The 22,200-nt window shown below is 67.4% G+C and carries 21 protein-coding genes; 17 read left to right on the plus strand and 4 right to left on the minus strand.

Annotated elements, in window-relative coordinates; translation table 11 throughout:
* Positions 1-117: 117 nt before the first annotated feature.
* Positions 118-1,638 carry an aldehyde dehydrogenase gene (adh, locus tag EJP67_RS12035; protein ID WP_126021940.1) on the plus strand — a complete coding sequence of 507 codons (1,521 nt, stop codon included), beginning with the start codon at positions 118-120 and terminating at the stop codon, positions 1,636-1,638.
* Positions 1,638-2,021, plus strand: coding sequence for a DUF779 domain-containing protein (locus EJP67_RS12040; RefSeq protein WP_126021941.1), 384 nt, complete (start codon positions 1,638-1,640; stop codon positions 2,019-2,021). Before adh ends, EJP67_RS12040 begins: the two co-directional genes overlap by 1 nt.
* Before the next feature lie 29 nt (positions 2,022-2,050).
* Here the strand turns inward: EJP67_RS12040 and EJP67_RS12045 are convergent, their stop codons facing one another.
* The gene (locus tag EJP67_RS12045; RefSeq protein WP_126021942.1) at positions 2,051-3,265 is read right to left on the minus strand and encodes a hypothetical protein; all 1,215 of its coding nucleotides are present in this window, start codon (positions 3,263-3,265) and stop codon (positions 2,051-2,053) included.
* Positions 3,262-4,182: a LysR family transcriptional regulator gene (locus EJP67_RS12050; RefSeq protein WP_126021943.1), complete on the minus strand. Its 921-nt coding sequence runs from the start codon at positions 4,180-4,182 to the stop codon at positions 3,262-3,264. Before EJP67_RS12050 ends, EJP67_RS12045 begins: the two co-directional genes overlap by 4 nt.
* Before the next feature lie 140 nt (positions 4,183-4,322).
* Here EJP67_RS12050 and EJP67_RS12055 point away from each other — a divergent pair, with 140 nt between their 5' ends.
* The 13 genes from EJP67_RS12055 (at position 4,323) to EJP67_RS12115 (ending at position 19,809) form a co-directional block, all read left to right on the plus strand.
* Entirely contained in the window at positions 4,323-4,739 is a 417-nt protein-coding gene (locus EJP67_RS12055) for a YjfI family protein (RefSeq protein WP_126021944.1), read from the plus strand.
* Between the two features lie 11 nt (positions 4,740-4,750).
* On the plus strand, positions 4,751-5,464 hold the full coding sequence (locus EJP67_RS12060; protein ID WP_126021945.1) for a PspA/IM30 family protein: 714 nt from the start codon (positions 4,751-4,753) through the stop codon (positions 5,462-5,464).
* Between the two features lie 5 nt (positions 5,465-5,469).
* On the plus strand, positions 5,470-5,850 hold the full coding sequence (locus tag EJP67_RS12065) for a hypothetical protein (protein WP_126021946.1): 381 nt from the start codon (positions 5,470-5,472) through the stop codon (positions 5,848-5,850).
* A gap of 25 nt (positions 5,851-5,875) precedes the next feature.
* Entirely contained in the window at positions 5,876-6,529 is a 654-nt protein-coding gene (locus EJP67_RS12070) for an OB-fold-containig protein (RefSeq protein ID WP_126021947.1), read from the plus strand.
* 70 nt (positions 6,530-6,599) lie between these two features.
* Entirely contained in the window at positions 6,600-8,792 is a 2,193-nt protein-coding gene (locus EJP67_RS12075; protein WP_126021948.1) for a flotillin family protein, read from the plus strand.
* Complete coding sequence (locus EJP67_RS12080) at positions 8,789-9,334, plus strand: TFIIB-type zinc ribbon-containing protein (protein ID WP_126021949.1); 546 nt, start codon at positions 8,789-8,791, stop codon at positions 9,332-9,334. The genes EJP67_RS12075 and EJP67_RS12080 overlap by 4 nt, the downstream gene beginning before the upstream one ends.
* A gap of 12 nt (positions 9,335-9,346) precedes the next feature.
* Positions 9,347-14,602, plus strand: a complete 5,256-nt coding sequence (locus EJP67_RS12085; protein ID WP_126021950.1) for a DNA repair ATPase — start codon at positions 9,347-9,349, stop codon at positions 14,600-14,602.
* A gap of 1 nt (position 14,603) precedes the next feature.
* The gene (locus EJP67_RS12090; protein ID WP_126021951.1) at positions 14,604-15,338 is read left to right on the plus strand and encodes a phospholipase D-like domain-containing protein; all 735 of its coding nucleotides are present in this window, start codon (positions 14,604-14,606) and stop codon (positions 15,336-15,338) included.
* Positions 15,335-16,114 (plus strand): magnesium transporter CorA family protein, encoded by a 780-nt coding sequence (locus EJP67_RS12095; RefSeq protein ID WP_126021952.1) that lies wholly within the window; start codon positions 15,335-15,337, stop codon positions 16,112-16,114. The genes EJP67_RS12090 and EJP67_RS12095 overlap by 4 nt, the downstream gene beginning before the upstream one ends.
* A 129-nt stretch (positions 16,115-16,243) precedes the next feature.
* Positions 16,244-17,419: a CaiB/BaiF CoA transferase family protein gene (locus EJP67_RS12100; protein WP_126021953.1), complete on the plus strand. Its 1,176-nt coding sequence runs from the start codon at positions 16,244-16,246 to the stop codon at positions 17,417-17,419.
* The gene (locus EJP67_RS12105; protein ID WP_126021954.1) at positions 17,416-18,405 is read left to right on the plus strand and encodes a hydroxymethylglutaryl-CoA lyase; all 990 of its coding nucleotides are present in this window, start codon (positions 17,416-17,418) and stop codon (positions 18,403-18,405) included. Before EJP67_RS12100 ends, EJP67_RS12105 begins: the two co-directional genes overlap by 4 nt.
* Positions 18,402-18,782, plus strand: coding sequence for a VOC family protein (locus tag EJP67_RS12110; RefSeq protein WP_126021955.1), 381 nt, complete (start codon positions 18,402-18,404; stop codon positions 18,780-18,782). Before EJP67_RS12105 ends, EJP67_RS12110 begins: the two co-directional genes overlap by 4 nt.
* A 49-nt stretch (positions 18,783-18,831) precedes the next feature.
* Positions 18,832-19,809, plus strand: coding sequence for a Bug family tripartite tricarboxylate transporter substrate binding protein (locus tag EJP67_RS12115; protein WP_126021956.1), 978 nt, complete (start codon positions 18,832-18,834; stop codon positions 19,807-19,809).
* A gap of 53 nt (positions 19,810-19,862) precedes the next feature.
* On the opposite strand, the gene EJP67_RS33605 is transcribed toward EJP67_RS12115, so the two are convergent.
* Positions 19,863-20,009, minus strand: coding sequence for a hypothetical protein (locus EJP67_RS33605; RefSeq protein ID WP_165909620.1), 147 nt, complete (start codon positions 20,007-20,009; stop codon positions 19,863-19,865).
* Between the two features lie 219 nt (positions 20,010-20,228).
* Here EJP67_RS33605 and EJP67_RS12120 point away from each other — a divergent pair, with 219 nt between their 5' ends.
* Complete coding sequence (locus EJP67_RS12120; RefSeq protein ID WP_126021957.1) at positions 20,229-20,720, plus strand: GNAT family N-acetyltransferase; 492 nt, start codon at positions 20,229-20,231, stop codon at positions 20,718-20,720.
* Here EJP67_RS12120 and EJP67_RS12125 read toward each other — a convergent pair.
* Positions 20,717-21,283, minus strand: coding sequence for a LuxR C-terminal-related transcriptional regulator (locus EJP67_RS12125; protein WP_126021958.1), 567 nt, complete (start codon positions 21,281-21,283; stop codon positions 20,717-20,719). The two genes, EJP67_RS12120 and EJP67_RS12125, sit on opposite strands and share 4 nt — an antisense overlap.
* Positions 21,284-21,396: 113 nt before the next feature.
* On the opposite strand from EJP67_RS12125, the gene EJP67_RS12130 reads away from it, so the two are divergent.
* Positions 21,397-22,200 carry a CoA transferase subunit A gene (locus EJP67_RS12130; protein WP_126021959.1) on the plus strand — a complete coding sequence of 268 codons (804 nt, stop codon included), beginning with the start codon at positions 21,397-21,399 and terminating at the stop codon, positions 22,198-22,200.

A 22,200-nucleotide genomic window follows, 5' to 3' on the forward strand; every position in this document is an offset into this window, starting at 1 on the left:
ATCTGCACGGCGGAAGTACTCAGGGATTGTCCCGATCCGGCCGGGTACGAGGCTTGCGCTCCAGCGTGCGGCCGCCGCATGTCGCGGCGCCATCACCCTGCACATGGAGACAACGTCATGGACATGCTCGAACCGGGCAAATTCGGTACCGCGGTGCCGTTCAAGAAGCGCTACGGCAACTACATCGGCGGCGAATGGGTCGCGCCGGCGGAGAACCAGTATTTCGAGAACATCACGCCCGTCACCGGCAAGGTCTTCTGCGAGGTGCCGCGCTCCACCGCGGCCGACATCGAACGCGCGCTGGACGCCGCGCACAAGGCCAAGGCCGCCTGGGGCCGCACCTCGACCACCGAGCGCGCCAACATCCTCAACAGGATCGCCGACCGCATGCAGGAGAACCTCGCCATCCTCGCGGCGGCCGAGACCTGGGACAACGGCAAGCCTATCCGCGAGACCACGGCGGCCGATCTGCCGCTGGCCATCGACCACTTCCGCTACTTCGCCTCGTGCGTGCGCTCGCAGGAGGGCGGCATCAGCGAGATCGACCACGAAACCTTCGCGTACCACTTCCACGAGCCCATCGGCGTGGTCGGGCAGATCATTCCGTGGAACTTCCCGATCCTGATGGCCGTGTGGAAGCTGGCGCCAGCGCTCGCGGCCGGCAACTGCGTGGTGATCAAGCCGGCCGAGCAGACGCCGGTTTCCATCCTCGTGCTGATGGAGCTCATCGGCGATCTGCTGCCGCCGGGCGTGCTGAACGTGGTCAACGGCTTCGGCGTGGAGGCGGGCAAGCCGCTGGCGTCGAGCAACCGCATCGGCAAGATCGCGTTCACCGGCGAGACCACCACGGGCCGGCTGATCTCTCAGTACGCGAGCCAGAACCTGATCCCGGTCACGCTGGAGCTGGGCGGCAAGTCGCCCAACATCTTCTTCGCCGACGTGATGGACAAGGACGACGCCTTCTTCGACAAGGCGCTCGAGGGCTTCGCGATGTTCGCGCTGAACCAGGGCGAGGTGTGCACCTGCCCCTCGCGCGCGCTCATCCAGGAGTCGATCTACGACCGCTTCATGGAGCGCGCCCTCAAGCGCGTGGCCGCCATCAGGCAGGGCAGCCCGCTGGACATGGCCACCATGATCGGCGCGCAAGCCTCCAGCGAGCAGCTGGAGAAGATCCTGTCGTACCTCGACATCGGCCGGCAGGAGGGCGCGAAGGTGCTGATCGGCGGCGAGCGCCAGCAGTTCGAGGGCGACCTCGCCGGCGGCTACTACGTGAAGCCGACCGTGTTCAGCGGCAACAACAGGATGCGCATCTTCCAGGAAGAAATCTTCGGCCCGGTGGTCTCGGTCACCACCTTCAAGGACGAGGAAGAGGCGCTGGCCATCGCCAACGACACCCTCTACGGCCTGGGCGCCGGCGTGTGGAGCCGCGACATGAACCGCGCCTTCCGCATGGGCCGCGGCATCCAGGCCGGCCGCGTGTGGACCAACTGCTACCACCACTATCCGGCGCACGCGGCCTTCGGCGGCTACAAGCAGTCGGGAATCGGTCGCGAGAACCACAAGATGATGCTCGACCACTACCAGCAGACCAAGAACCTGCTGGTGAGCTACAGCGAGAACAAGCTGGGCTTCTTCTAATGAGAGGCAATGGCGAAGTCCTGCGCGTCACCGCGACCGATGCCGCGCTCGCGCTGATCGACAGGCTCGCCGCCAGGCACGGCCCGCTGATGTTCCATCAGTCGGGCGGCTGCTGCGACGGCAGCGCGCCCATGTGCTACGCCCGCGGCGAGTTCATCGTGGGCGACTACGACAGGCTGCTCGGGCACATCGGCGGCATGCCGTTCTACATCAGCGGGCCGCAGTTCGAGTACTGGCAGCACACGCAGTTGATCATCGACGTAGTCCCGGGGCGAGGCGGGATGTTCTCGCTGGAGGGGCCGGAGGGCGTGCGCTTCCTGACGCGCTCGCGGCTATTCACGGACGAGGAGTGGGCGGTGCTGGAGGCCGGGGAATTGCGGTAGGACAGGAAGAGCAGGGGACGGACTGAGCCTCAGGCGGGAGACTCTTCCTCTGCTCGCTCCTCGTCACGCCAGCTTTGCGGATCGGGCGTCCACTGGGCGTCCGGTTCTCGTTCCATCAGGATGCAGGCATAGGCGCCGAGGTCCATGTCGTAGACCTCTCTCGCGGCTTCAGCGCCACCGTCCTCCCGTTTCGCGCTCGATGCGAAGCGGGTGAAGAGTTCCCAGTTCTGCCCCATCTGTTCCACGAGGATGCGCGCGAGTTCATAGGAGAGCTGGTTGCCTTCATCCGTCCTGAAGAAGGAAGCGCCGGACCAGAATTCCTGGATTCTCGCTTCGTCCCAGAACTTCAAATGGCTGCGCCGCAGTTGTTCACGCTCGCCGAGCGGCAAGACTCCCGCACCCGCGAGCTTTCTTTCGGTGTTCACGGCCAGCCCTTCGTCCAGCCACCTCGGCAGCTTCAGGTGCGATAGGGCGCTGTGGGTCATCTCGTGGGCGATGACTGGCTCGATGGCTGCAAGGTCGGCACGCTTGACGAGAAAGTGCGGGCAGCCCGCGTCGATGAACATGCCTCCGCTGAAGGCGAATTCGCCGCTGTCGGGGTAGTAGCCGGAGACGTAGTCGTAGTAGGCATCGTCGTCGTCCATCACGACCAGGATGCTTTTGCCGTGTTCTTCAAAGTGCGCGATGTCGGCCAGCAAACGCTGTATGCGCGTGCGCGTCGTCGCAACATAGGCGGACGTCGCAACGGCGACCACATCTTCCAGCGACGATAGAACGAAGGCCTTGTCCGATTCATGGAGATGAAAGTGCGGGCCGAGCGCATCCCTGAGATGGAGCAGCCAAGCGCGTTGCGCCAGCAACTTGCCCTTGTACCGTAGGCCGAGATCATCAATTGCGCCGGTCCAGGCGTCGACCGCCTTCCAGTCGAGCAAAGGAAGCCCGTTACAGAGCGTCGTGTGCTCGGGCAGGGAAAACGCCGGGCCATCGTCCAGTGCGATGCGCTCCGGCGCAGGGGTGGTGGTGAAGCCCTCGGGCCGTGTCTTGGCCCTTGATGGACGAAGCTGCCTGGGCAGGTGGGTCCACGCGAAGAATGCGCCCACGAATGGAAGGATCCAGACAGCCACGAGCAGCATGTTCTTTCGCAGCGGAACATCTTCGATCGCGCGAATGCGCCGCACCATGTAAACGTTGATTGCGAGCAGGAGGGTGCACGCGCCGAGCAGAAGGAATGTAGACATCGTCATGTGCTGGCCTGTTTCAGAAGCTGCCCGACCAGCAAGCGGGTCGCGGGGGAGAGTTCGGCACCCGTCTTCGTCGCCATCAGCAGCCGCCGCGTGGCCCACGCATCGCTGAGCCGCACGACCTTCAGGTCGAGCGCCTCCACCTGCGCCTTGCACGCGGCCAGCGGCACCACGCCGATGCCGAGGTTGGCCGCGATCATGTGGCACATCGCATCGAAGCTGCGCACCTGAACGCGCAGGCGCATCGGGATGCCGGCCTGTTCGGCCGCGCGCGAGGTGAGTTCGAGCAGCGAACTGCTGCGATTCAGGCCGACGAACTCATGCGCGAGGCAGGCCTTGAAGCTGGTCTGCTTCACGCGGCTGCGTGCCAGCGGATGTTGCCTGGCGCACAGCACCACGAGCTCGTCGGTCTGGAAGGGCTGCACGTCGAGGCCGTAGGCAGGGGTGTTCTCGGCGAAGACGCCGACGTCGGCCAGGCCGTCGACGAGTGCGCGCACGATGTCGCCGCTCAGTTGCTCCTCGACTTCGACGCGGATATCCGGATGCTGCGCCAGGAAGGTCGCTAGCGTGGTGGGCAGGAACTCCGTCAGTGCCGACATGTTGGCCCACAGCCGCACATGGCCGCGCACGCCGCTCGAATAGTCGCCGAGCTCGCTGCTGAACTGCTCGAAGCCCTGGAAGAGGCGCATCGCATGCTGCATCGCCACATGGCCCGCGGGCGTGAGCGCAATGCCCTGCGAGCTGCGTTCGAGCAGCTTCGATCCCGTTGCGGCCTCGAAGTCGGAGAGCCGCCTGCTCGCTGCGGAGAGCGCGAGGTGGCATGCCTCCGCGCCCTTGGTGATGCTGCCCGACTGGGCGACAGCGCAGAACAGGCGCAGCGTCACGAAATCGACACGAGCGGGGTTGATCGGGTTGGCCATCGGCGAATTCTAGGTAGCGCGCCAGTGCCGAAAGTCATGGACCCGGCGAAAGAAATTTTTTGACATGTTATGTCCGCGCACCTATAGTGAATCCATCGAAGCACCGCTCGCTTCCAACGGTATTCACCACAAGGAGAGGTATGCAACCACTGCTCGATCAACTGAAGGGACTGGATGTGCTGGCAGGCGCCGAAATGGGCGGGCGGTCCGTACAGCTGCAGCCCATTCCGGGCCACACGCCCGTGATCCAGGTGAGCATCGAGGGGCGCGACGAACTGCCGATCTTCGTCACGAGTTCGGACGTGCAGATCATCTGCATCTGCTACCTCTGGGGCGAGGAAGAGGTGAAGCCCGCACGCCGCACCGAGCTGCTCGAATCGCTGCTCGACTTGAATCCTTCGGTTCCCTTGTCTTCCTTCGGCCGCGTCGATGGCCGCTATGTGCTCACCGGAGCGCTGGGCCGCGATGCCAGCGTTCAGGACATCGCACGCGAGGTTGCTGTGCTCAGCGACAACGCGCTCGATGCGCTCGACGCCCTTTCCGAATTCCTGAATTAAGCGGAGGTCCCATGACAGTCATCAAGAAGCTCGTCACCCTGCTGCGCGGCAGCGCGCGCGAAATCGGCGAGAGCGTGGTCGACAGCAACGCCACGCGCATCTACGAGCAGGAAATCATCGACGCCAAGCACAGCATCGAGAAGGCCAAGGGCGATCTCACGGGTGTGATGGCCAAGGAGATGCAGTCGGCCCGCGAGATCGAGCGGCTGAAGAACGAGGCCGCGCGCTACGAGGGCCTCGCGCTCGAAGCGCTCAACAAGACGCAGGAGGGCCTGGCGCTCGACGTCGCGGCCAAGGTCGGCGCGCTCGAGCAGGAGCTTGAAGAGCAGGCCAAGGCCCACGCCTCGTACGCGCTGCAGGTGACCAAGCTCAAGGACCTGATCAAGTCCGCCGAGGCCCGCATCCGCGAGCACGAGCGCGAGATCGGCATCGCCAAGACCACCGAGAGCGTCTATCGCGCCACGCAGTCGATCTCCGAGAACATCGGCGCCGGCGGTTCGCGCCTGGCCAACGCGCGCGAGTCGCTGGAGCGCATCCGTGCGCGCCACGAAGACTTGTCCGACCGCATGACCGCCAGCAAGCAGCTGGAAGATGAATTCGGCCACGGCGCGCTCGAGAAGAAGCTGGCCGCCGCGGGCATCGGCGGCGACGCCGACCGTGCCAGCAAGGTGATGGAGCGCATCCGCGCCCGCCAGGCCAAGCCCGCAGGGCCCGAGGCGCAGTAGGCACCATGCGCGTCAAGCCGGTTCGCTGGCAAGGCTCGGACGAGGCGATACGCGCCGTCCAGGTCGCCTTTGACGTGGAAGAAGCCGTGCTCGAGGCCGTGCGCACAGCGGCCTTCAGGCAGCACGTCTCCACGTCCGACCAGATCCGGCAGGTGTTGGGCCTCGCCACTACCGCCAAGCCGAAACGGCCGCGCCTCACGGTGTCGCTGAGCGGCGCCGACTATGAATTCCTGGCGAAGCGCTACGACCTCGCCGCAGACGACAGACTGGCCATCAAGGAGAGGGCCACGCGCGACCTGATTGCCTTCGCGGGCAAGCCGGCGGCGGCAACGAAGAAGAACACCGGCGGGAGGATGCCGGTACGCAGCAGCAAGCAGAACAACTGACAACAACCCGCACGCGGGAGGATCAATGGGCGATTTCTTGGGAGCGGTGACGGGGTACCCGACCGCGATCTACACGGTGCTGCTCGGCGTCGTGGTGATCTACTGGGTGCTCGCGATGCTCGGCATGGTCGACATCGAACACAGCGGCCTCGATGTCGACGTCGGCGTGCACACGCATGCCGACGGCGACGCCAGCGACATCGGCCACCTGGCCAGCTACGTGGTGGCCCTGGGCCTGAACGGCGTGCCGTTCTCGGTGGCCGTGAGCCTGCTGGTGCTCGTCGCGTGGACCGTGTCCTGCCTCGGCGGCGAGTGGCTGCTGCCGCTGGTGCCCACCATGGCGCTGCAGCTGCTGGCCGGCACCGCGCTGCTGGTGGCCAGCGCGGTCATCGCCATTCCGATCACCGCCGTCGCGATTCGTCCGCTGCGCGGCCTCTTCGTGAGCCACACGGCCGTGAGCAACGCGGCGCTGGTCGGCCAGCTCTGCCGTGTCGTGACCGGCGTGGTCAACGAGAAGGACGGCCGCGCCGAAGTCGCGCGGCGCGGCGCCAGCCTGAACATCCGGGTATGGGCCACAACGCCCAACGCCCTCAAGCGCGGTTCGCAGGCGTTGATCGTCGAGTACGACGAGGCGGCCGCGCGCTACCTCATCGTCGCGCACGACGAGCAGTCCGCCTGATCGCGCGCGCTGCCGGGCGCGCCACACCTTTCACCCGTTTCTTTCGCTCTCAAGCATTTCTGGAGAAAAAATGGAGCCCATCATCTTCGCCATCGTCATACTGGCCGTCGTCATCCTCGGCCTGTTCGCGATGTTCGCCAAGTTCTATCGCAAGATCGAGCAGGGCCACGCGCTCATCGTGAATACGTTGCGCGCGGAGCCCGAGGTGACCTTCACCGGGCGCATGGTCTACCCGATCATCCACAAGGCCGAATTGATGGACATCTCGGTCAAGACCATCGAGATCGACCGTTCGGGCAACGAGGGCCTGATCTGCCGCGACAACATCCGCGCGGACATCAAGGTGAAGTTCTTCGTGCGCGTGAACAAGACGGCCGACGACGTGCTGAAGGTGGCGCAGGGCATCGGCTGCGCACGAGCCTCCAACCACGAGACGCTGGAAGAACTGTTCTCCGCCAAGTTCTCCGAGGCGCTGAAGACGGTGGGCAAGTCGATGGACTTCGTCGACCTCTACCAGGCGCGCGACAACTTCCGCGACCAGATCGTGAGCCAGATCGGCAACGACCTCTCGGGCTACGTGCTGGAAGACGCGGCCATCGACTTCCTCGAGCAGACGCCGCTGTCGGAACTCGACGCCAACAACATCCTCGACGCGCAGGGCATCAAGAAGATCACCGAGCTCACGGCGGTGGAGCACGTGCGCACCAACGAGCTGCGCCGCAATGAGGAAATGCAGATCAAGAAGAAGAACGTCGAGACGCAGGAAGCCCTGCTCGAACTGGAGCGCCAGCAGGCCGACGCCACCGCGCGCCAGCAGCGCGAAATTGCCAGCGTGCGTGCCCGCGAGGAGGCCGAGACCGCCAAGATCCAGGCCGAGGAGCGCACCAAGTCCGAAACCGCGCGCCTGCTGGCGGAGCAGTCGGTGTCGGTGCAGCAGGAGAACGTGCAGCGCGAGAAGGAAGCGGCCGAGAACAACCGCAAGCGCGCCGTGGCCGTCGAGGAAGAAAAGGTCATCCGCGCCCGCGACCTCGAAATTGTCGACCGCGAGAAGGAGGTGACACTGCAGCGCATAGAGAAGGACAAGGCCGTCGAAGTGCAGAAGAAGGCCATCGCCGACGTGATCCGCGAGCGCATCGTGGTCGAGCGCACGGTGGCCGAGCAGGAAGAGGCAATCAAGGAACTGCGCGTGGTCGCAGAGGCCGAGCGCACCAAGAAGTCGGTCGTCATCATGGCCGAGGGGCAGGCCGACGAGAAGATGGTGCTCGACCTGAAGGCAGCCGAGACGCAGGAAAAACGCGCCCGCCACAAGGCGGCCGAAGAACTCACGCTGGCCGATGCCAAGCTGAAGGTGGCCGAGCGCGAGGCCGAGTCGAAGAAGCGCGAGGCCGAGGGCGTCGAGGCCATCTCCGCCGCGCCGGGGCTGGCCGCCGCCAAGGTCGAGATCGCCACCGCGCAGGCCAAGCTCGCGAGCTTCGAGGCGGAAGCTTCGGGCAAGGAAAAGCTGGGCTTGGCCGACGTGCACGTGCGCCAGGCCGATGCCGATGCGATTCTCAAGGCCGGCCAGGCCGACGCGCAGGTGATCGAGGCTCGCTCGCAGGCCGAAGCCGCCGGCATGCGTGCCAAGTTCGAGGCCGAAGCCTCGGGCAAGGAAAAGCTCGGCCTCGCCGAAGTCAACGTGCGCACGGCCGATGCCGAGGCCACGCTCAAGTCGGGCCAGGCCGATGCGCAGGTCATCGAAGCGCGCTTCGGTGCCGAGGCCAAGGGCCTGCACGAGAAGTTCGAGGCCATGAAGGCCATGAGCCCCGAGACGCGCGATCACGAAGAGTTCCGCATGCGCCTGGAGAAGTCGCACATCGAGACCCTCAAGGGCATCGACGCGCAGACGTCCATCGCCAAGGAACAGGCCGAGGTGCTGGGCACCGCGCTGGCCAACGCCAAGATCGACATCGTGGGCGGGCAGGGCGACTACTTCGACAGCTTCGTGCGCTCGCTCTCCGTAGGCAAGGGCATCGACGGCGTCATCTCCAAGAGCAATGCGCTTCAGGTTGCCTTCAAGGACCAGCTCTCCGGCGAGCGCGACGTGGTGAAGGATCTGCGCGACATCGTCGGTGCGCTCGGCAGTTCGTCGGGCGAGGTGCAGAACCTCAGCGTGGCAGCGCTGATGAACAGGATCGCCAGCGACGGCAGCGAGAGCCAGAAGAGCGCGCTGCGCAACCTGGTCGCCACCTTCCGCAACGGTGCCGCCGGGGAAGTGGCGCGATGAACCCGAGCCTCACGTGCAGCTGCCCCGCGCACTCGCCGATGCGGCCGGTGGCGCTGGCCGAGGGCCTGCTCGCGGTGCAGTGCGACGACTGCCACGGCATGCTGATGGACATGGACGACTGGCGCGCCTGGAAGGCGGGCGACGCGAGCCGCGTGCCCCAGGCGGTCGACGACGAGGTCATCGAGGTGTTCGATGCCACGGCGGTGCGGCACTGCCCCGAATGCCAACGCCTGATGCAGCGCCTGCGCATGAGCGCGGGCCCCGACTTCCGCGTCGACCGCTGCGTGGCCTGCCAGAACCTCTGGTTCGACCAGGGCGAGTGGCGCGCCATCGTGAGCCGGGGCTTGGCCGGCCGGCTCGACGAGATGCTGTCCGACGGATGGCAGCGCCGCCTGCAGACCGAGGTGGTCCGCGAGGCCCGCGTTGCCGCGCTGCGCCGCCGCTACGGCGACGTATGCATCGACGAGCTGGACCGCATCCGCGCCTGGCTCGATACCCAGCCCCACCGCGACGAACTGCTCGCCTTGCTGCGCGCGGACTGACCGCGCCGATCTATGCAACCAACGGATGAAAAAGGCGCGCCGCCGGGCGGCACCGCCGAATCGCAGACCGAGGCGCTGGTGTCCGGCAGCGGCAGCTACGACCTGCTGAAGAAGCGGCTGGAGAACCAGGGTGAGGGCCTGCTGAAGAAGACGCAGGCGCTCAACGAGCAGCGGCTGGCAGAGTTCGGCCGCTCCGACCAGGCCCTGGTGCTGCGCACCCGCGCGCGCACCGAGAACAACGCCGTGGCACGCGACCTCGTGCGCATCGGCGACCTGCTGCTGTTCGGCTACAACGTGTTCATCGGCCTGCGCAAGGAAACCACGGTCGGCGACGTGTTCGGGCTGTACCGCCTGGTGTCTCCGGGCGAGGCCGGGCAGGGCGCCGACAGCGACGAGCTGCAGCCGGTGCCGCTGGCCGGCAGCTTCCTCGAAGATGCACGCTTCGCCTCCGACTTCCGCGAGCTGTACGCCTACTACAAGCAGGCCACGCTGCTGCAGCTGCGCGTGACGCAGGACAAGCTGCTCGCCTCCTTCCAGATCGGCCAGCAGCTCACCGACGTGCGTGTGTTCCGCTGGGCCATCGAGCGTGACGGCCGCATCCAGTACATCGACAACCGCGGCGAGCGCGACATCGCGCTGCCGCCCAGCCACGACTTCGAGTGGACGGTGGCCACGCGCGAAGACCACGTGGGCGGCAAGCACCCGCACGTCAACGTGCTCGACACCGTCTTCGTCGAGACGCTGGGCGGCGACCTCACGATCAAGATCGAGAACAACACCGAGACCGGGCTGGGCATCTACAGCGAGCCGGTGGAAGACCGCAGCCAGTCGCTGGCCGACGCCGAGATCGCGTGGGCGAAGCTCGGCATGCTGATCCTGCTGCGCGTGAGGCCCTACCGCGAGCAGGTCACGCGCTACCTGGTGTTCAACATCCGTACCCAGCAGGTCGAGCGCATCGACGCCATCGGCGGCTCCTGCGTGCAGCTGCCGGAAGACCACGGCATCATCTTCCCGGGCGGCTACTACCTGCAGTCGGGAGAGCACAAGCGCTTCGACCTGCCGGCCGAGACGGTCGAGAACCTGCGCTTCAAGCGCATGCTGCGCTCGCCCAACGGCGAAGACGTGGCCTACATCTTCTACGACCCCAGGCCCGGGCGCTACGCGCTCTTCAACTACAACCTGATCGAGAAGAAGCTCGCCACGCCGATCATCGCCAACGGATACGCACGCTTCGCCGACGGCCGCATCCTGGTGTTCCACGACAACGACAGCGAGCCGACGCGCGTGCACCCGATGCAGCTGTGGCAGACGCCGTTCGCCAGCGAAGAGTACGTGAGCGCGCAGCCGCCCGCCACCGGCTTCTTCGGCAAGATCGGCAACGCCGAGCTGGTCCGTGGCGTGAGCGACCTGATGGGCATCGCCCGCGCGGTGCGCGAGCAGGCGCCGACCAAGGTGGCCTACGAGGACCTGATCCGCCAGTGCACCCGCGTGAGCGATGCCTACTTCTGGCTCGATGCACCCGAGGCCACCGGCCTCATGGCCGAGCTGCGTAGCATCGCCGAGGTGGCGCGCAGCACGCTGGCCGAGTTCGAGAAGGTCGACACCATCCGCCGCGAGACGGCCCGTGCGCTGGCCCGCGCGGAGGAAGAGCAGCGCGCGCTGCTGGTCGACATCGCCAGCACGCTCTGGCGCGCACCCGACGACTTCGTGAAGGCGCTGGGCCGGCTGCGCGAACGGCGCGGCGCGCTGCAGATGCTCAAGGAGCTGCGCTACGCCGACCTGCCGCGCATCGCCGCGATGGACGCCGCGCTCGAAGCCGAGCAGCAGCGTATCGGCGAGCGAGCCATGCAGTTCCTGGCAGCCGACACGGCCTTCGTCGGCCAGCGCCAGGCGCTGGACAAGCTCGCGACCGAGCTGCCCAACCTCGCCACCTCGCCGGCGCTGGGGCAACTGCTCGCCACTCTCGACGAACAGGCAGCCGGGCTCGACCTGCTGACCGAGCAGTTGGGCAGCCTGCCGGGTGGCGATGCGGTCGTCCGCACCTCCATCCTCGACCGCATCTCGCTGATCTACGCCGACATCAACCGCATGCGCGCCGATGCGCGTGCGCGGCGCAAGTCGCTGGGCGCGACCGAGGCGAGGGCCGAGTTCGGCGCGCAGTTCAAGCTCTTCGGTCAGGCGGTCGAGAACGCGCTGGAGTTCGCCGACACGCCCGAGAAGTGCGACGACGCGCTCACCCGCCTTCTGGCGCAGCTGGAAGAAATCGAAGGCCGCTTCGCCGAGCAGGACGAGTTCCTGGGCGACATCGCCGAGAAGCGCGAGAACGTCTACGAGGCCCTGTCGGCCAGGCGCCAGACCCTGGTCGAGGCCAGGCAGCGCCGTGCGCAGGGCGTGATCGACGCGGCGGGGCGCATCCTCGACGGCATTCCGCGCCGCATCGCGCAGTTCGCCGAGCTGGGGCAGGTCCACAGCTATTTCGCCGCCGATCCGATGATCGGCAAGCTGCACACGCTGATCGCCGACCTGCGCACGCTGGGCTCGGCGGTGCCGGCCGACGAGCTCGACACGCGCCTGAAGACCGCGCGTGACCAGGCCCTGCGCGCCGTTCGCGACAAGCGCGAACTGGTGAGCGAGGGCGGCGACACGCTGCGCCTGGGGCGCCACGTCTTCACCGTGCACCGCCAGCCGGTCGACCTGACGCTGGTGGCCCGCGAGGAGGGCATGGCCTACCAGGTCACGGGCACGGACTACCTGAGCCCGGTGGACGACGAGCGCCTGCTCGCGCTGCAGGCCTACTGGGGCCAGTCGCTGGTCTCCGAGACGCCCGAGCTGTCGCGCGCCGAGTACCTTGCCGGCCGCCTGCTCGAAGCGCTGCTCGAAGGCAAGGCCGAACGCAGCTGGGCCGACGTGCGCACGCTGCTGGCCGAAGACCCGCAGCATCCGCAGTTGCTCGAAATGGTCCGCCGCTTTGCTGCCGCGCGCTACCAGGAGGGCTACCAGAAGGGCATCCACGACGACGACGCGCTTCGCCTGCTGGCGGCGCTGGTCGCCATGCAGGACCAGGCGGGGCTGCTCGCCTGGGGGCCGACGGAGCGCGCCCTGGCGTTGCTCTACTGGCAGCACGGCCACCTCATCGCGCACCGCGAGTCGCTGCTGCGCCGTGCGCGCGCGGCACTGCAGATGCAGGAGCTGTTCGGGCGTCGCGATGCGCTCGACCAGCTCGAAGCCGAAGTCGCCCGCTCGCTGGGCCATTTCGTGCGCGAGGTGCTGCCAGACATGCTCGCGGTGGCGGATACGGCGGAAGAAGAGCAGGAGCCCGAGGGCCGCAAGGCGCTCGTCGCCACGCTGTGCGACCAGTCGGCCGCCTACCTCGTGCGCGAGCTTGCGGCGCATGGCGGCGAGACCTGGGTGGTCTCGGGGGCCGGCGAAGACCTCGCCGCAGCGTTGCTGCGCGAGCTTGAGCGTGGCCGCCGACGCGAAGCCTGGCAGGCCGATCTCGACGCCGCGCCGCCGGCCGAGCGCTGGCGGCTGGCGCGCGACTGGGTGCGCGCCTTCGCCGTGCACCAGTCGCCGCAATCGGTCGACTGGGTGGACGACGCGGCCAGCGTGCTCGCCATGCCGCTGCAGCGCACCCGCGTCAACGTGGCGCTCGACCAGACGGTGGAAGGGCTGCGCGGCGAACATCCGCGCGTGGCCGAGGGCCGCCTGACGCTGAACCTCAACGACTTCTGGCGCCGCTTCCTCTTCCACACGCAGCACGCGGTGCCGGGCTTCGAGGCGCTGCACCGGCTGCGCCACGAACTCCTCGAAGGCGAGAAGGCGCGGCTCAAGTTGAGCCAGTTCCAGGCCAAGCCCCTTTCCACCTTCGTGCGCAACCAGCTGATCGACGAGCTTTACCTGCCCATCATCGGCGACAACCTCGCCAAACAGATCGGCTCGGCGGGCGAGGGCAGCCGCACCGACCGCATGGGCCTGCTGCTGCTGATCTCGCCGCCGGGCTACGGCAAGACCACGCTCATGGAGTACGTGGCCGACCGGCTGGGCCTGATCTTCGTGCGCATCAACTGCCCGGCGCTGGGCCACGGCGTGACGGCCATCGACCCGGCGAACGCGCCCAACAGCGCGGCGCGGCAGGAGCTGGAGAAGCTCAACCTGGGCCTGGCCATGGGCAGCAACGTGATGCTGTACCTCGACGACATCCAGCACACGAGCCCCGAGTTCCTGCAGAAGTTCATCGCGCTGGCCGACGGCACCCGCCGCATCGAGGGCGTGTGGAACGGCGAGCCGCGCAGCTACGACATGCGCGGCAAGCGCTTCGCGGTCGTGATGGCGGGCAACCCGTATACCGAGTCGGGCGACGTGTTCAAGATCCCGGACATGCTGGCCAACCGCGCCGACATCTACAACCTCGGCGACGTGCTCTCGGGCCGCGAGGCGGCATTCGCGCTCTCGTACATCGAGAACAGCCTGACCTCGAACCCCACGCTGATGCCGCTGGCCTCGCGCGACCCCAAGGACGTGCAGCTGCTGGTGAAGATGGCACAGGGCCACGAGGTGCCGAGCAGCGCGCTGTCGCACGCTTACAGCGCGGCCGAGCTGGAGGAGATCAAGGCGCTGCTGCAGCGGTTGTTCCGTGCGCGCGACCTGCTGCTGAAGGTGAATCTCGCCTACATCGAGTCGGCCGCGCAGCAGGAGTCCTACCGCACCGCGCCGCCCTTCAAGCTGCAGGGCAGCTACCGCAACATGACCAAGCTCGCGGGCAAGATCACCGCGCTCATGCGCGACGACGAGCTCGATGCGCTGCTGCGCGACCACTACCGCGGCGAGGCCCAGACCCTGACCACCGGCGCCGAGGAGAACCTGCTGCGCCTGGCCCAGCTCCTGGGCAGCCCGACGCCCGAGGAGGACGCGCGCTGGAAGGAGATCTGCGAGGAGTTCGTGCGCCAGCGCAAGCTGGGCGGGGCCGACGTGGATGGCAGCCAGCGCATCGCCAGCAGCATGCTCGACGTGGCGCGCGCGGTCGACAGGCTCAAGCCCGAACCCGTTGCGCCCGCGGAAGGGCCGAGCGAAGGCCAGCGACTGGCCGATGCCATGCTGCAGATCGCCGTGACTTATCGCGAGCTGATCCTGCCGCTGGTGACCGCCACCGAGCGCCGCCTGGAGCTGGACCGCTCCATCGCACAGAACATGGAGCGGCTGGCGGCGGAGGCGATGGCGACGCGTGCGCAGCCGAAGCGCACGCCCAGGCCGGACAACAAGGAGCAATGAGATGTCGGCCCTGCCCGCGACCACAGAAGCACCGTCCACGCTGCCCGCGTTGCTGGCCCAGCTCGACGACACCCTCGCCGATGCCCGCCTGAGCGACGACGAGCGCCGCGTGCTGGTCCACACGCTGCGCGAGGCCCAGCCGCCGGAAGACGGCCTGCGCCAGCTGCGCAACCGCGCCTTCGACCTGGTGCGTGCGCGCACCGCCGACCCCGAGCAGCTGGCGCTGCTGAAGTGGCTGGAAGGCGTGGTCCGCGCCATCGACACCGGCCGCTCGGCCGACGGCAACGTAGCCGTGCGCTCGCAGGCCTTCTTCAGCCCCGGCACGGCCTGCCTGCAGGCCATCAACCATCAGCTGCGCTCGGCCAGGCATTCCGTCGACCTGTGCGTGTTCACGCTGTCGGACGACCGCATCACGGCCGAGATACTGGCTGCGCACCGGCGCGGCGTGTCGCTGCGCTGCATTTCCGACAACGACAAGGAGTTCGATGCCGGCAGCGACATCGGCCAGCTGCGCGCCGCCGGCATTCCGGTGGCGGTGGACCGCACAGAGGCGCACATGCACCACAAGTTCGCCATTTTCGACGGCGCCCGGCTGCTCAACGGCAGCTACAACTGGACGCGCAGCGCCTGCGAGTTCAACGAGGAGAACCTGGTGCTGACGAACGACCCTCAGCTCGTGCGGCGCTTCGCCGACGAGTTCGACAGCCTCTGGAAAGAACTGCAGGCCCCCCGATGAGCACCCGACGCATCGACTACGACTGGGAGCTGCCACCCGAGATGCAGCAGCGGCTGGGTGGCTCCAGCTACGGCGCACAGCGCGTCATTCACGAGCAGGGGCACCTGATGGTGATCCTGCACGAGCCGCCCGCGAGCACGGGGTCGGAGCGCAAGTCGGCGGTGTTCCTGCGCAAGCCCGACGGCACCTGGCTGCACAAGGGCAACAACCCGGGCGAGCGCCCCCTGGCCAAGCTGGTGGAGAACTACCGCGCGACCCTGGCCGCCTTCGAGGTCCGGCACGAGGCCGCCGAAAACTCGGAGGCCCTGTTCCAGATCCTCGGGCCGCTGATTCCGCTTTCGCGCGCAGCGTCGAACATGCAGGCCACCCTGCAGGCCGCGCGCGAGGCCGTGCCGGGGGACCCGATGATCACCGACCTGCGCGACCGCGCGGTCGAGATCGGACGCGGGCTCGAACTGCTGCTGGCGGACACCCGCATGTCGCTCGACTACAGGCTCGCGCACGCCGCCGAGCAGCAGGCGCGCGCGGCCAACGAAGTCAGCCGGGCGCAGCACAAGCTCAACACCATCGCTGCGCTGACATTCCCGCTGATGGCCATCGGCGCGGCCTTCGGCATGAACCTGCACAGTGGCGTCGAGAACCTGCCGGGCTGGGTGTACTGGGCGATCTTCGGCGCGGGGCTCTTCATGGGCGTGCTGCTGCGCGGATGGGTGAAGGCGCCCGATGCGCCTGTGCCACCGGCCGCCGCCGGATCGGGCATCTCGAAGAGAAAGTAGGGGCGGGCAACGCCGCCGTCAGCCGGGTCCTTCGCGTTTCGCGAAGGACTGCTGCCGCCAAAGCAATTCCGCATTCCGCGATCCGTTCCTAGAGTCGGGGCCAGCCCAACAAAGGAGACGGACGCGGACATGAATGCACTCGAAGGCCTGAAGGTGCTGGAGCTCGGCCAGCTCATCGCCGGCCCCTTCGCCGGCAAGACGCTGGCGGAGTTCGGCGCCGACGTGATCAAGGTCGAGCCGGCCGGCGTCGGCGACCCGCTGCGCAAGTGGCGGCTGTTGCGCGACAACGGTACCTCGGCGTGGTGGGAGGTCCAGTCGCGCAACAAGCGCTCGGTGTGCCTGGACCTGCGCAGCCCCGAGGGACAGGAGGCCGTGCGCGCACTGGCACTCGAAGCCGACGTGCTGATCGAGAACTTCAAGCCCGGCACGCTCGAAGGCTGGGGCCTGGGCTGGGAGGCGCTGCATGCGCTGAACCCCCGGCTCATCATGCTGCGCATCTCGGGCTACGGGCAGACCGGGCCCTACCGCGACAAGCCCGGCTTCGGTGTGCTCGGCGAATCGATGGGCGGGCTGCGCTACCTGAGCGGCGAGCCGGGCCGTGTGCCGGTGCGCGTGGGGGTGTCTCTGGGAGACACGCTGGCGGCGCTGCATGGCGTGATCGGCGTGCTGACCGCGCTGCACCACCGCACGGCGCATGGCGGCGAAGGCCAGTTCATCGACGTGGCGCTCTACGAGTCGGTGTTCAACGTGATGGAAAGCCTGCTGCCAGAGTACGACGCCTTCGGTGCCGTGCGCGAGCGCGCCGGCAGCGCGCTGCCCGGCATCGCGCCGACCAACGCCTACCGCTGCGAGGACGGGCAGTACGTGCTGGTGGCCGGCAACGGCGACAGCATCTTCCGCCGGTTGATGCGCGCCATCGGCCGCGAGGACCTGGAGAACGACCCCGGGCTGGTGCACAACGACGGCCGCGTGCAGCGCGTGGATGAGATCGACGCCGCCATCGAGGCATGGACGCTGCAGCGCAGCCGCGACGAGGTGCTGGCCGCGCTCGATGCAGCGGGCGTGCCGGTCGGGCGCATCTACACGGTGGCCGACATCGCGAGCGACCCGCAGTACCTGGCGCGCGGGATGATCGTGGAGGCGCCGACCTCCGACGGCAGCACGCTGAAGGTGCCGGGCGTGGTGCCCAAGCTCAGCGCCACGCCGGGGCGCATCGCGCACCCCGCGCCACGGCTGGGCGAGCATGACGGCGATCTGCGCTGTGCCGGATGGCCGGCGCGGCGCGTGGAAGGAGTGGCGGCATGAAAGCGGGCAACGGCACGCGGCTGTTCATCAACGAGGTCGCGATGCGCGACGGCTTCCAGATGGAGAGCCGCTTCATTCCCTCGGACGACAAGATCGCGCTGATCGACCGGCTCAGCGGCCTGGGCTACGCGAAGATCGAAGTCACGTCGTTCACCTCTGCGAAGGCGATTCCCGCACTGCGCGATGGCGAGGAGGTGATGAATCGCATCGCCCGCCGGCCAGGCCTGGTCTACACCGCGCTGGTGCCAAACCTGCGAGGGGCGGAGCGCGCGCTGGAGAGCCGCATCGACGAGTTCAATATCGTCATGTCGGTGAGCGAGACGCACAACCTCGCCAACCTGCGCATGACGAGGGAGCAGTCGTTCGCGCAGCTGGCCGGCGTCATCGCGCTGGCGAAGAAGGCCGGGGTGCCGGTGAACGTGTCGCTGTCGTGCGTGTTCGGTTGCCCGATGGAAGGCGAAGTGCCGTTCGCGACGGTGCAAGGCTGGATCGACCGCTTCGCCGCGCTCGAGGTGCAGGGCATCACGCTGTGCGACACGACGGGCATGGCCTATCCGACGCAGGTGCGGGAGCTCTGCGAATCCGTGCTGGCGAGCCACCAGGCGCTGGAATGGACGGCCCACTTCCACAACACGCGCGGCATGGGCCTCGTGAATACCGTGGCGGCGGTGGAGGCCGGCATCCGCCGGCTCGACATGTCGCTCGGAGGCATCGGCGGCTGCCCCTACGCGCCGGGTGCGACAGGCAATGTGGCGACCGAGGACGTGGTCCACATGCTGCAGTGCATGGGCTATGACACCGGCATGCACCTGGAGGGCCTGATCGCCACTGCGGCGGAACTGGAAGCGCTGGTGCGGCACGAGTTGCCGGCCCAGGTCTCGCGCGCAGGCCATCGGCTGACGCGGCATGCGCCCCCGCCGGACTTCGACGACATCGTCATCCGCGCCCGGGAGCGCGGCCAAGCACACAAGGAGCTGCAACCATGATCGACCACCTGGACCACCTCGTGCTGACCACCTCGCACGAGGAAGCCTGCATCCGCTTCTATGTCGACGTGATGGGCATGTCGCTGGAGAGCTTCGGCGCCGGCCGCAAGGCCTTTCGCTTCGGCAACCAGAAGATCAACCTGCATGTGAAGGGCCACGAGTTCGAGCCCAAGGCGCAGCTGCCGACGCCCGGCTCGCTGGACCTGTGCTTCATCGCCAGCGTGCCGCTCGACGAGGTCGTCGCGCGGCTCGGCGAGAAGGGTGTGCCGATCCTCGAAGGGCCGGTGATGCGCACGGGAGCCACCTCGCGCATCCGTTCGGTCTATGTGCGCGACCCCGACCTGAACCTGATCGAGATCTCGGAGCTGTCGCCCTGAGGCGAAGCCCCAAGAACAGCCAGCAATACAAAACCACCGGAGACAAACCATGAAACCCATCCACCGCCTTCTCGCGGTCGGCCTCGTGCTATCCGGTTCGGCCGCAACCGCCGCAACCGCCGCCGACGCCTGGCCCTCGAAACCGATCACCATGGTCGTGCCGACCGCGCCGGCCGGCTCGACCGACATCATGGCGCGGCTGGTCGGCGACCCGCTGCAGCGCGCGCTGGGCCAGCCTGTCGTCATCGACAACAAGCCCGGCGCCAGCGGCAACATCGGCACCGAGTTCGTGGCGCGCGCCGCGCCCGATGGCTACACGCTGTTGATGCAGTATTCGGGCTACCACGTCGGCAATCCCTCGCTCTACCCGAACATCCGGTGGAGCCCCACCAAGGACTTCGTGCCGGTGGCGATGGTGATGCGCGCGCCGCACGTGGTCGCGGTGAGCGGCAAGCTGCCGGTGAAGTCGATGAAGGAACTCATCGAGTACGGCAAGAAGAAGGAGGGCGGGCTCTTCTTCGCGTCCTCGGGCAACGGCTCGATCCAGCACATCGCGGGCGAACTGCTGTCGCGGCAGACGAAACAGGCGATGACACACGTGCCTTACAAGGGCTCGGGGCCGGCGATCAACGACCTGATCTCGGGCAACGTCGACATGTTCATCACCACGCCGCCCTCGGTCATCGGCCATTTCGCGGGTGGGCGCATCAAGCCGCTGGCGTACACGGGCAGCAAGCGGCATCCGTCGATGCCCGACGTGCCGACCTCGGCCGAGGCGGGACTGCCGGGCTACGAGGTGGAATCGTGGTTCGCGGTGTTCGCGCCGGCGAAGACGCCGCCCGAGGTCGTCAACAGGCTCAGCGCGGAACTCCGCAAGATCGTGGAGAGCGAAGCCTTCCGCAGGAAGGTGGACGAGCAAGGCGCCTTCGCGACCTACATGGACCCGCCGACGCTGGCGAAATTCGTCGACCAAGAGTTGGCTGCATGGTCGAAGGTGATCAAGTCGGCTGACATCAAGCCCGATTGATCGGGCCTCATGGTGCCGGTGCCCTCCGCCCGACCTGCCACGGATACGACCGGCTACAGCTTGACGTTGATGATCGACAGGATGATCGCGGAGAGCGTCATCGCGACGGGCAGCTTCCGCACGGCGAGCGCATGGGCGCGGGCGACGGAAGCCCGCGTCTGAAGCAGAAGGCTGCGTTCGGAATGGATGGGTGTGGACATTTCGGACTCCTGTGTGGTTGCGGGCTTGTTGCCCTTGATGGCCTCCACGATAGGCTTCGCAGCCTGCCGTGGCGCGGGCGTTTCGAGGACACGGCGTTTCCGTTTTCGCAACGATCCGTCGGCGTTCGGCCGGAACTTCAGGCTGGTTCTGCGGATCGGCGACGCTTCGTGTGGCGCGAGAATCCGGCGCCGACAACCGATGAAAGCAGACAGAAATAGATGACGAGCAAGAAGGCGGCGCTCCGGCCGCGGATACGCCGTGCCACCCCCGACGACTCGACCCCATGGCCGCTGCTGCTGGCCGCCGATGGCCCGCGCGCCGAGATCCGCAAGTACCTGTCGCGCGGCGAGCTCTGGCTGGCGGAAGCTGCCGGCCGGGCCGTCGGCCAGATGGTGCTGCTCGAAACCCGCATCGGCACCTGGGAGATCATGAACATCGCGGTGAGCGCCGATCTGCGCGGCCAGGGTGTGGGCACGGCGCTGCTGCGCAAGGCGAAGGCGCTGGCCGTGGAACGGGGCGCACACCTGCTCGAAGTCGGCACGGGCAACAGCAGCCTGCGCGAGCTGGCCTTCTACCAGCGCTTCGGCTTCCGCATCGCCGGGGTGGATCGCGACTTCTTCGTGCGCCGCGCAGCCGGCGGCAGGCTGCAGAAGCAGGACGGCATCGTGCTGCGCGACATGGTGCGCCTGCGCATCGAGCTCGCCGATTAGCCGGCGATCAGCTTCTGCACCAGCTCGGCCGTGGTCGCGGCCGCGTACTTGCGCATCAGCCGGGCCCGGTGCAGTTCCACCGTGCGGTGGCTGATGCCCAGCGCCTTGCCGATCTCCTTCGAAGTCAGCCCGCGCATCACCTGCGCGGCCACCTCGCGCTCGCGTGGCGTGAGCTCTGCCTTCACGGCGCGGCGCGAGCCCAGGTCCTCGAAGGTCCAGATGCCGGCCTCGTGCGGGGCGGCGCGGTTCATGGCGTGGCCGGTGACGTGGCACCAGAAGGTTTCGCCGGCGATGGCGCCGTGCAGCCCGCCGAGCCGTTTCATCATGCGGTTGTCGGCGTAGTGCCCGCTGGCATTCAGAAAGGGCTCCATGCGCTTGCCGATGCGCTCGAACTCGGCCACGCTGGGGTAGAGGATGCTGAACGAATGCCCGACCAGCGCGGAGGGCGTTGCGCCGAAGATCTCGCAAACGCGCAGGTTGCACGCCACGATGGTGCGGTTGCTCGACACCACCATGCCGACGGGGGCGTGTTCAAAGGCCAGCCGGTAATCGATCTCGGGCATCGGGGGTCACCATTACGAAATACTACGTATGCGGGTACGTAGTATCGTTCAGGCCTCTTCCTCCGGCTTTTTTCCTGCTTCCACCTCTCTCATTCATCCATCAAGGAGCACGAGTGAACAAGATTTTTCCCACCGCTGACGCGGCACTCAAGGGAGTCGTCGCCGACGGGCAGATGCTCGCGGTCGGCGGCTTCGGCCTCTGCGGCATTCCTGAAGCGCTGATCGACGCGCTCAAGGACTCCGGCGTGCAGAACCTCACCGTCATCTCCAACAACGCGGGCGTCGACGGTTTCGGCCTCGGCAAGCTGCTGGAGACGCGCCAGATCAAGAAGATGATCGCGTCCTACGTCGGCGAGAACAAGGAGTTCGAGCGCCAGTATCTGGCGGGCGAACTGGCCCTCGAGTTCACGCCGCAGGGCACGCTGGCCGAGAAACTGCGCGCCGGCGGCGCCGGCATTCCGGCCTTCTTCACCAAGACCGGCGTGGGCACCCAGGTTGCCGAAGGCAAGGAGCTGCGCGAGTTCGACGGCGAGACCTACGTCATGGAACGCTCGCTGGTGCCCGACGTGGCGCTGGTGAAGGCCGACGTGGCCGACAAGTCGGGCAACCTGCGCTTCCGCCTGACGGCGCGCAACTTCAACCCGGCCGCCGCCATGGCCGGCAAGATCTGCATCGTCGAGGTCGAGAAGATCGTCGAGGTGGGCGAGCTGGCCCCCGACGACATCCACCTGCCAGGCATCTACGTGCACCGCATCGTGCTCAACGCGAACCCCGAGAAGCGCATCGAGAAGCGCACCGTGAGCGCATCGGTTGATGCCGCCGCCGCGAAGGTCGAGGCCCAGACCGCCATCGCCGCTGCTGCCGCCGCAGGCAGCGAAGTGCCCGCCAAGGTCGTCAACAAGAAAGAAGGAGCCTGA

Origin of the sequence: Variovorax guangxiensis, assembly GCF_003952165.1 — a bacterium.
Taxonomy (GTDB): Bacteria; Pseudomonadota; Gammaproteobacteria; order Burkholderiales; family Burkholderiaceae_C; genus Variovorax; species Variovorax guangxiensis.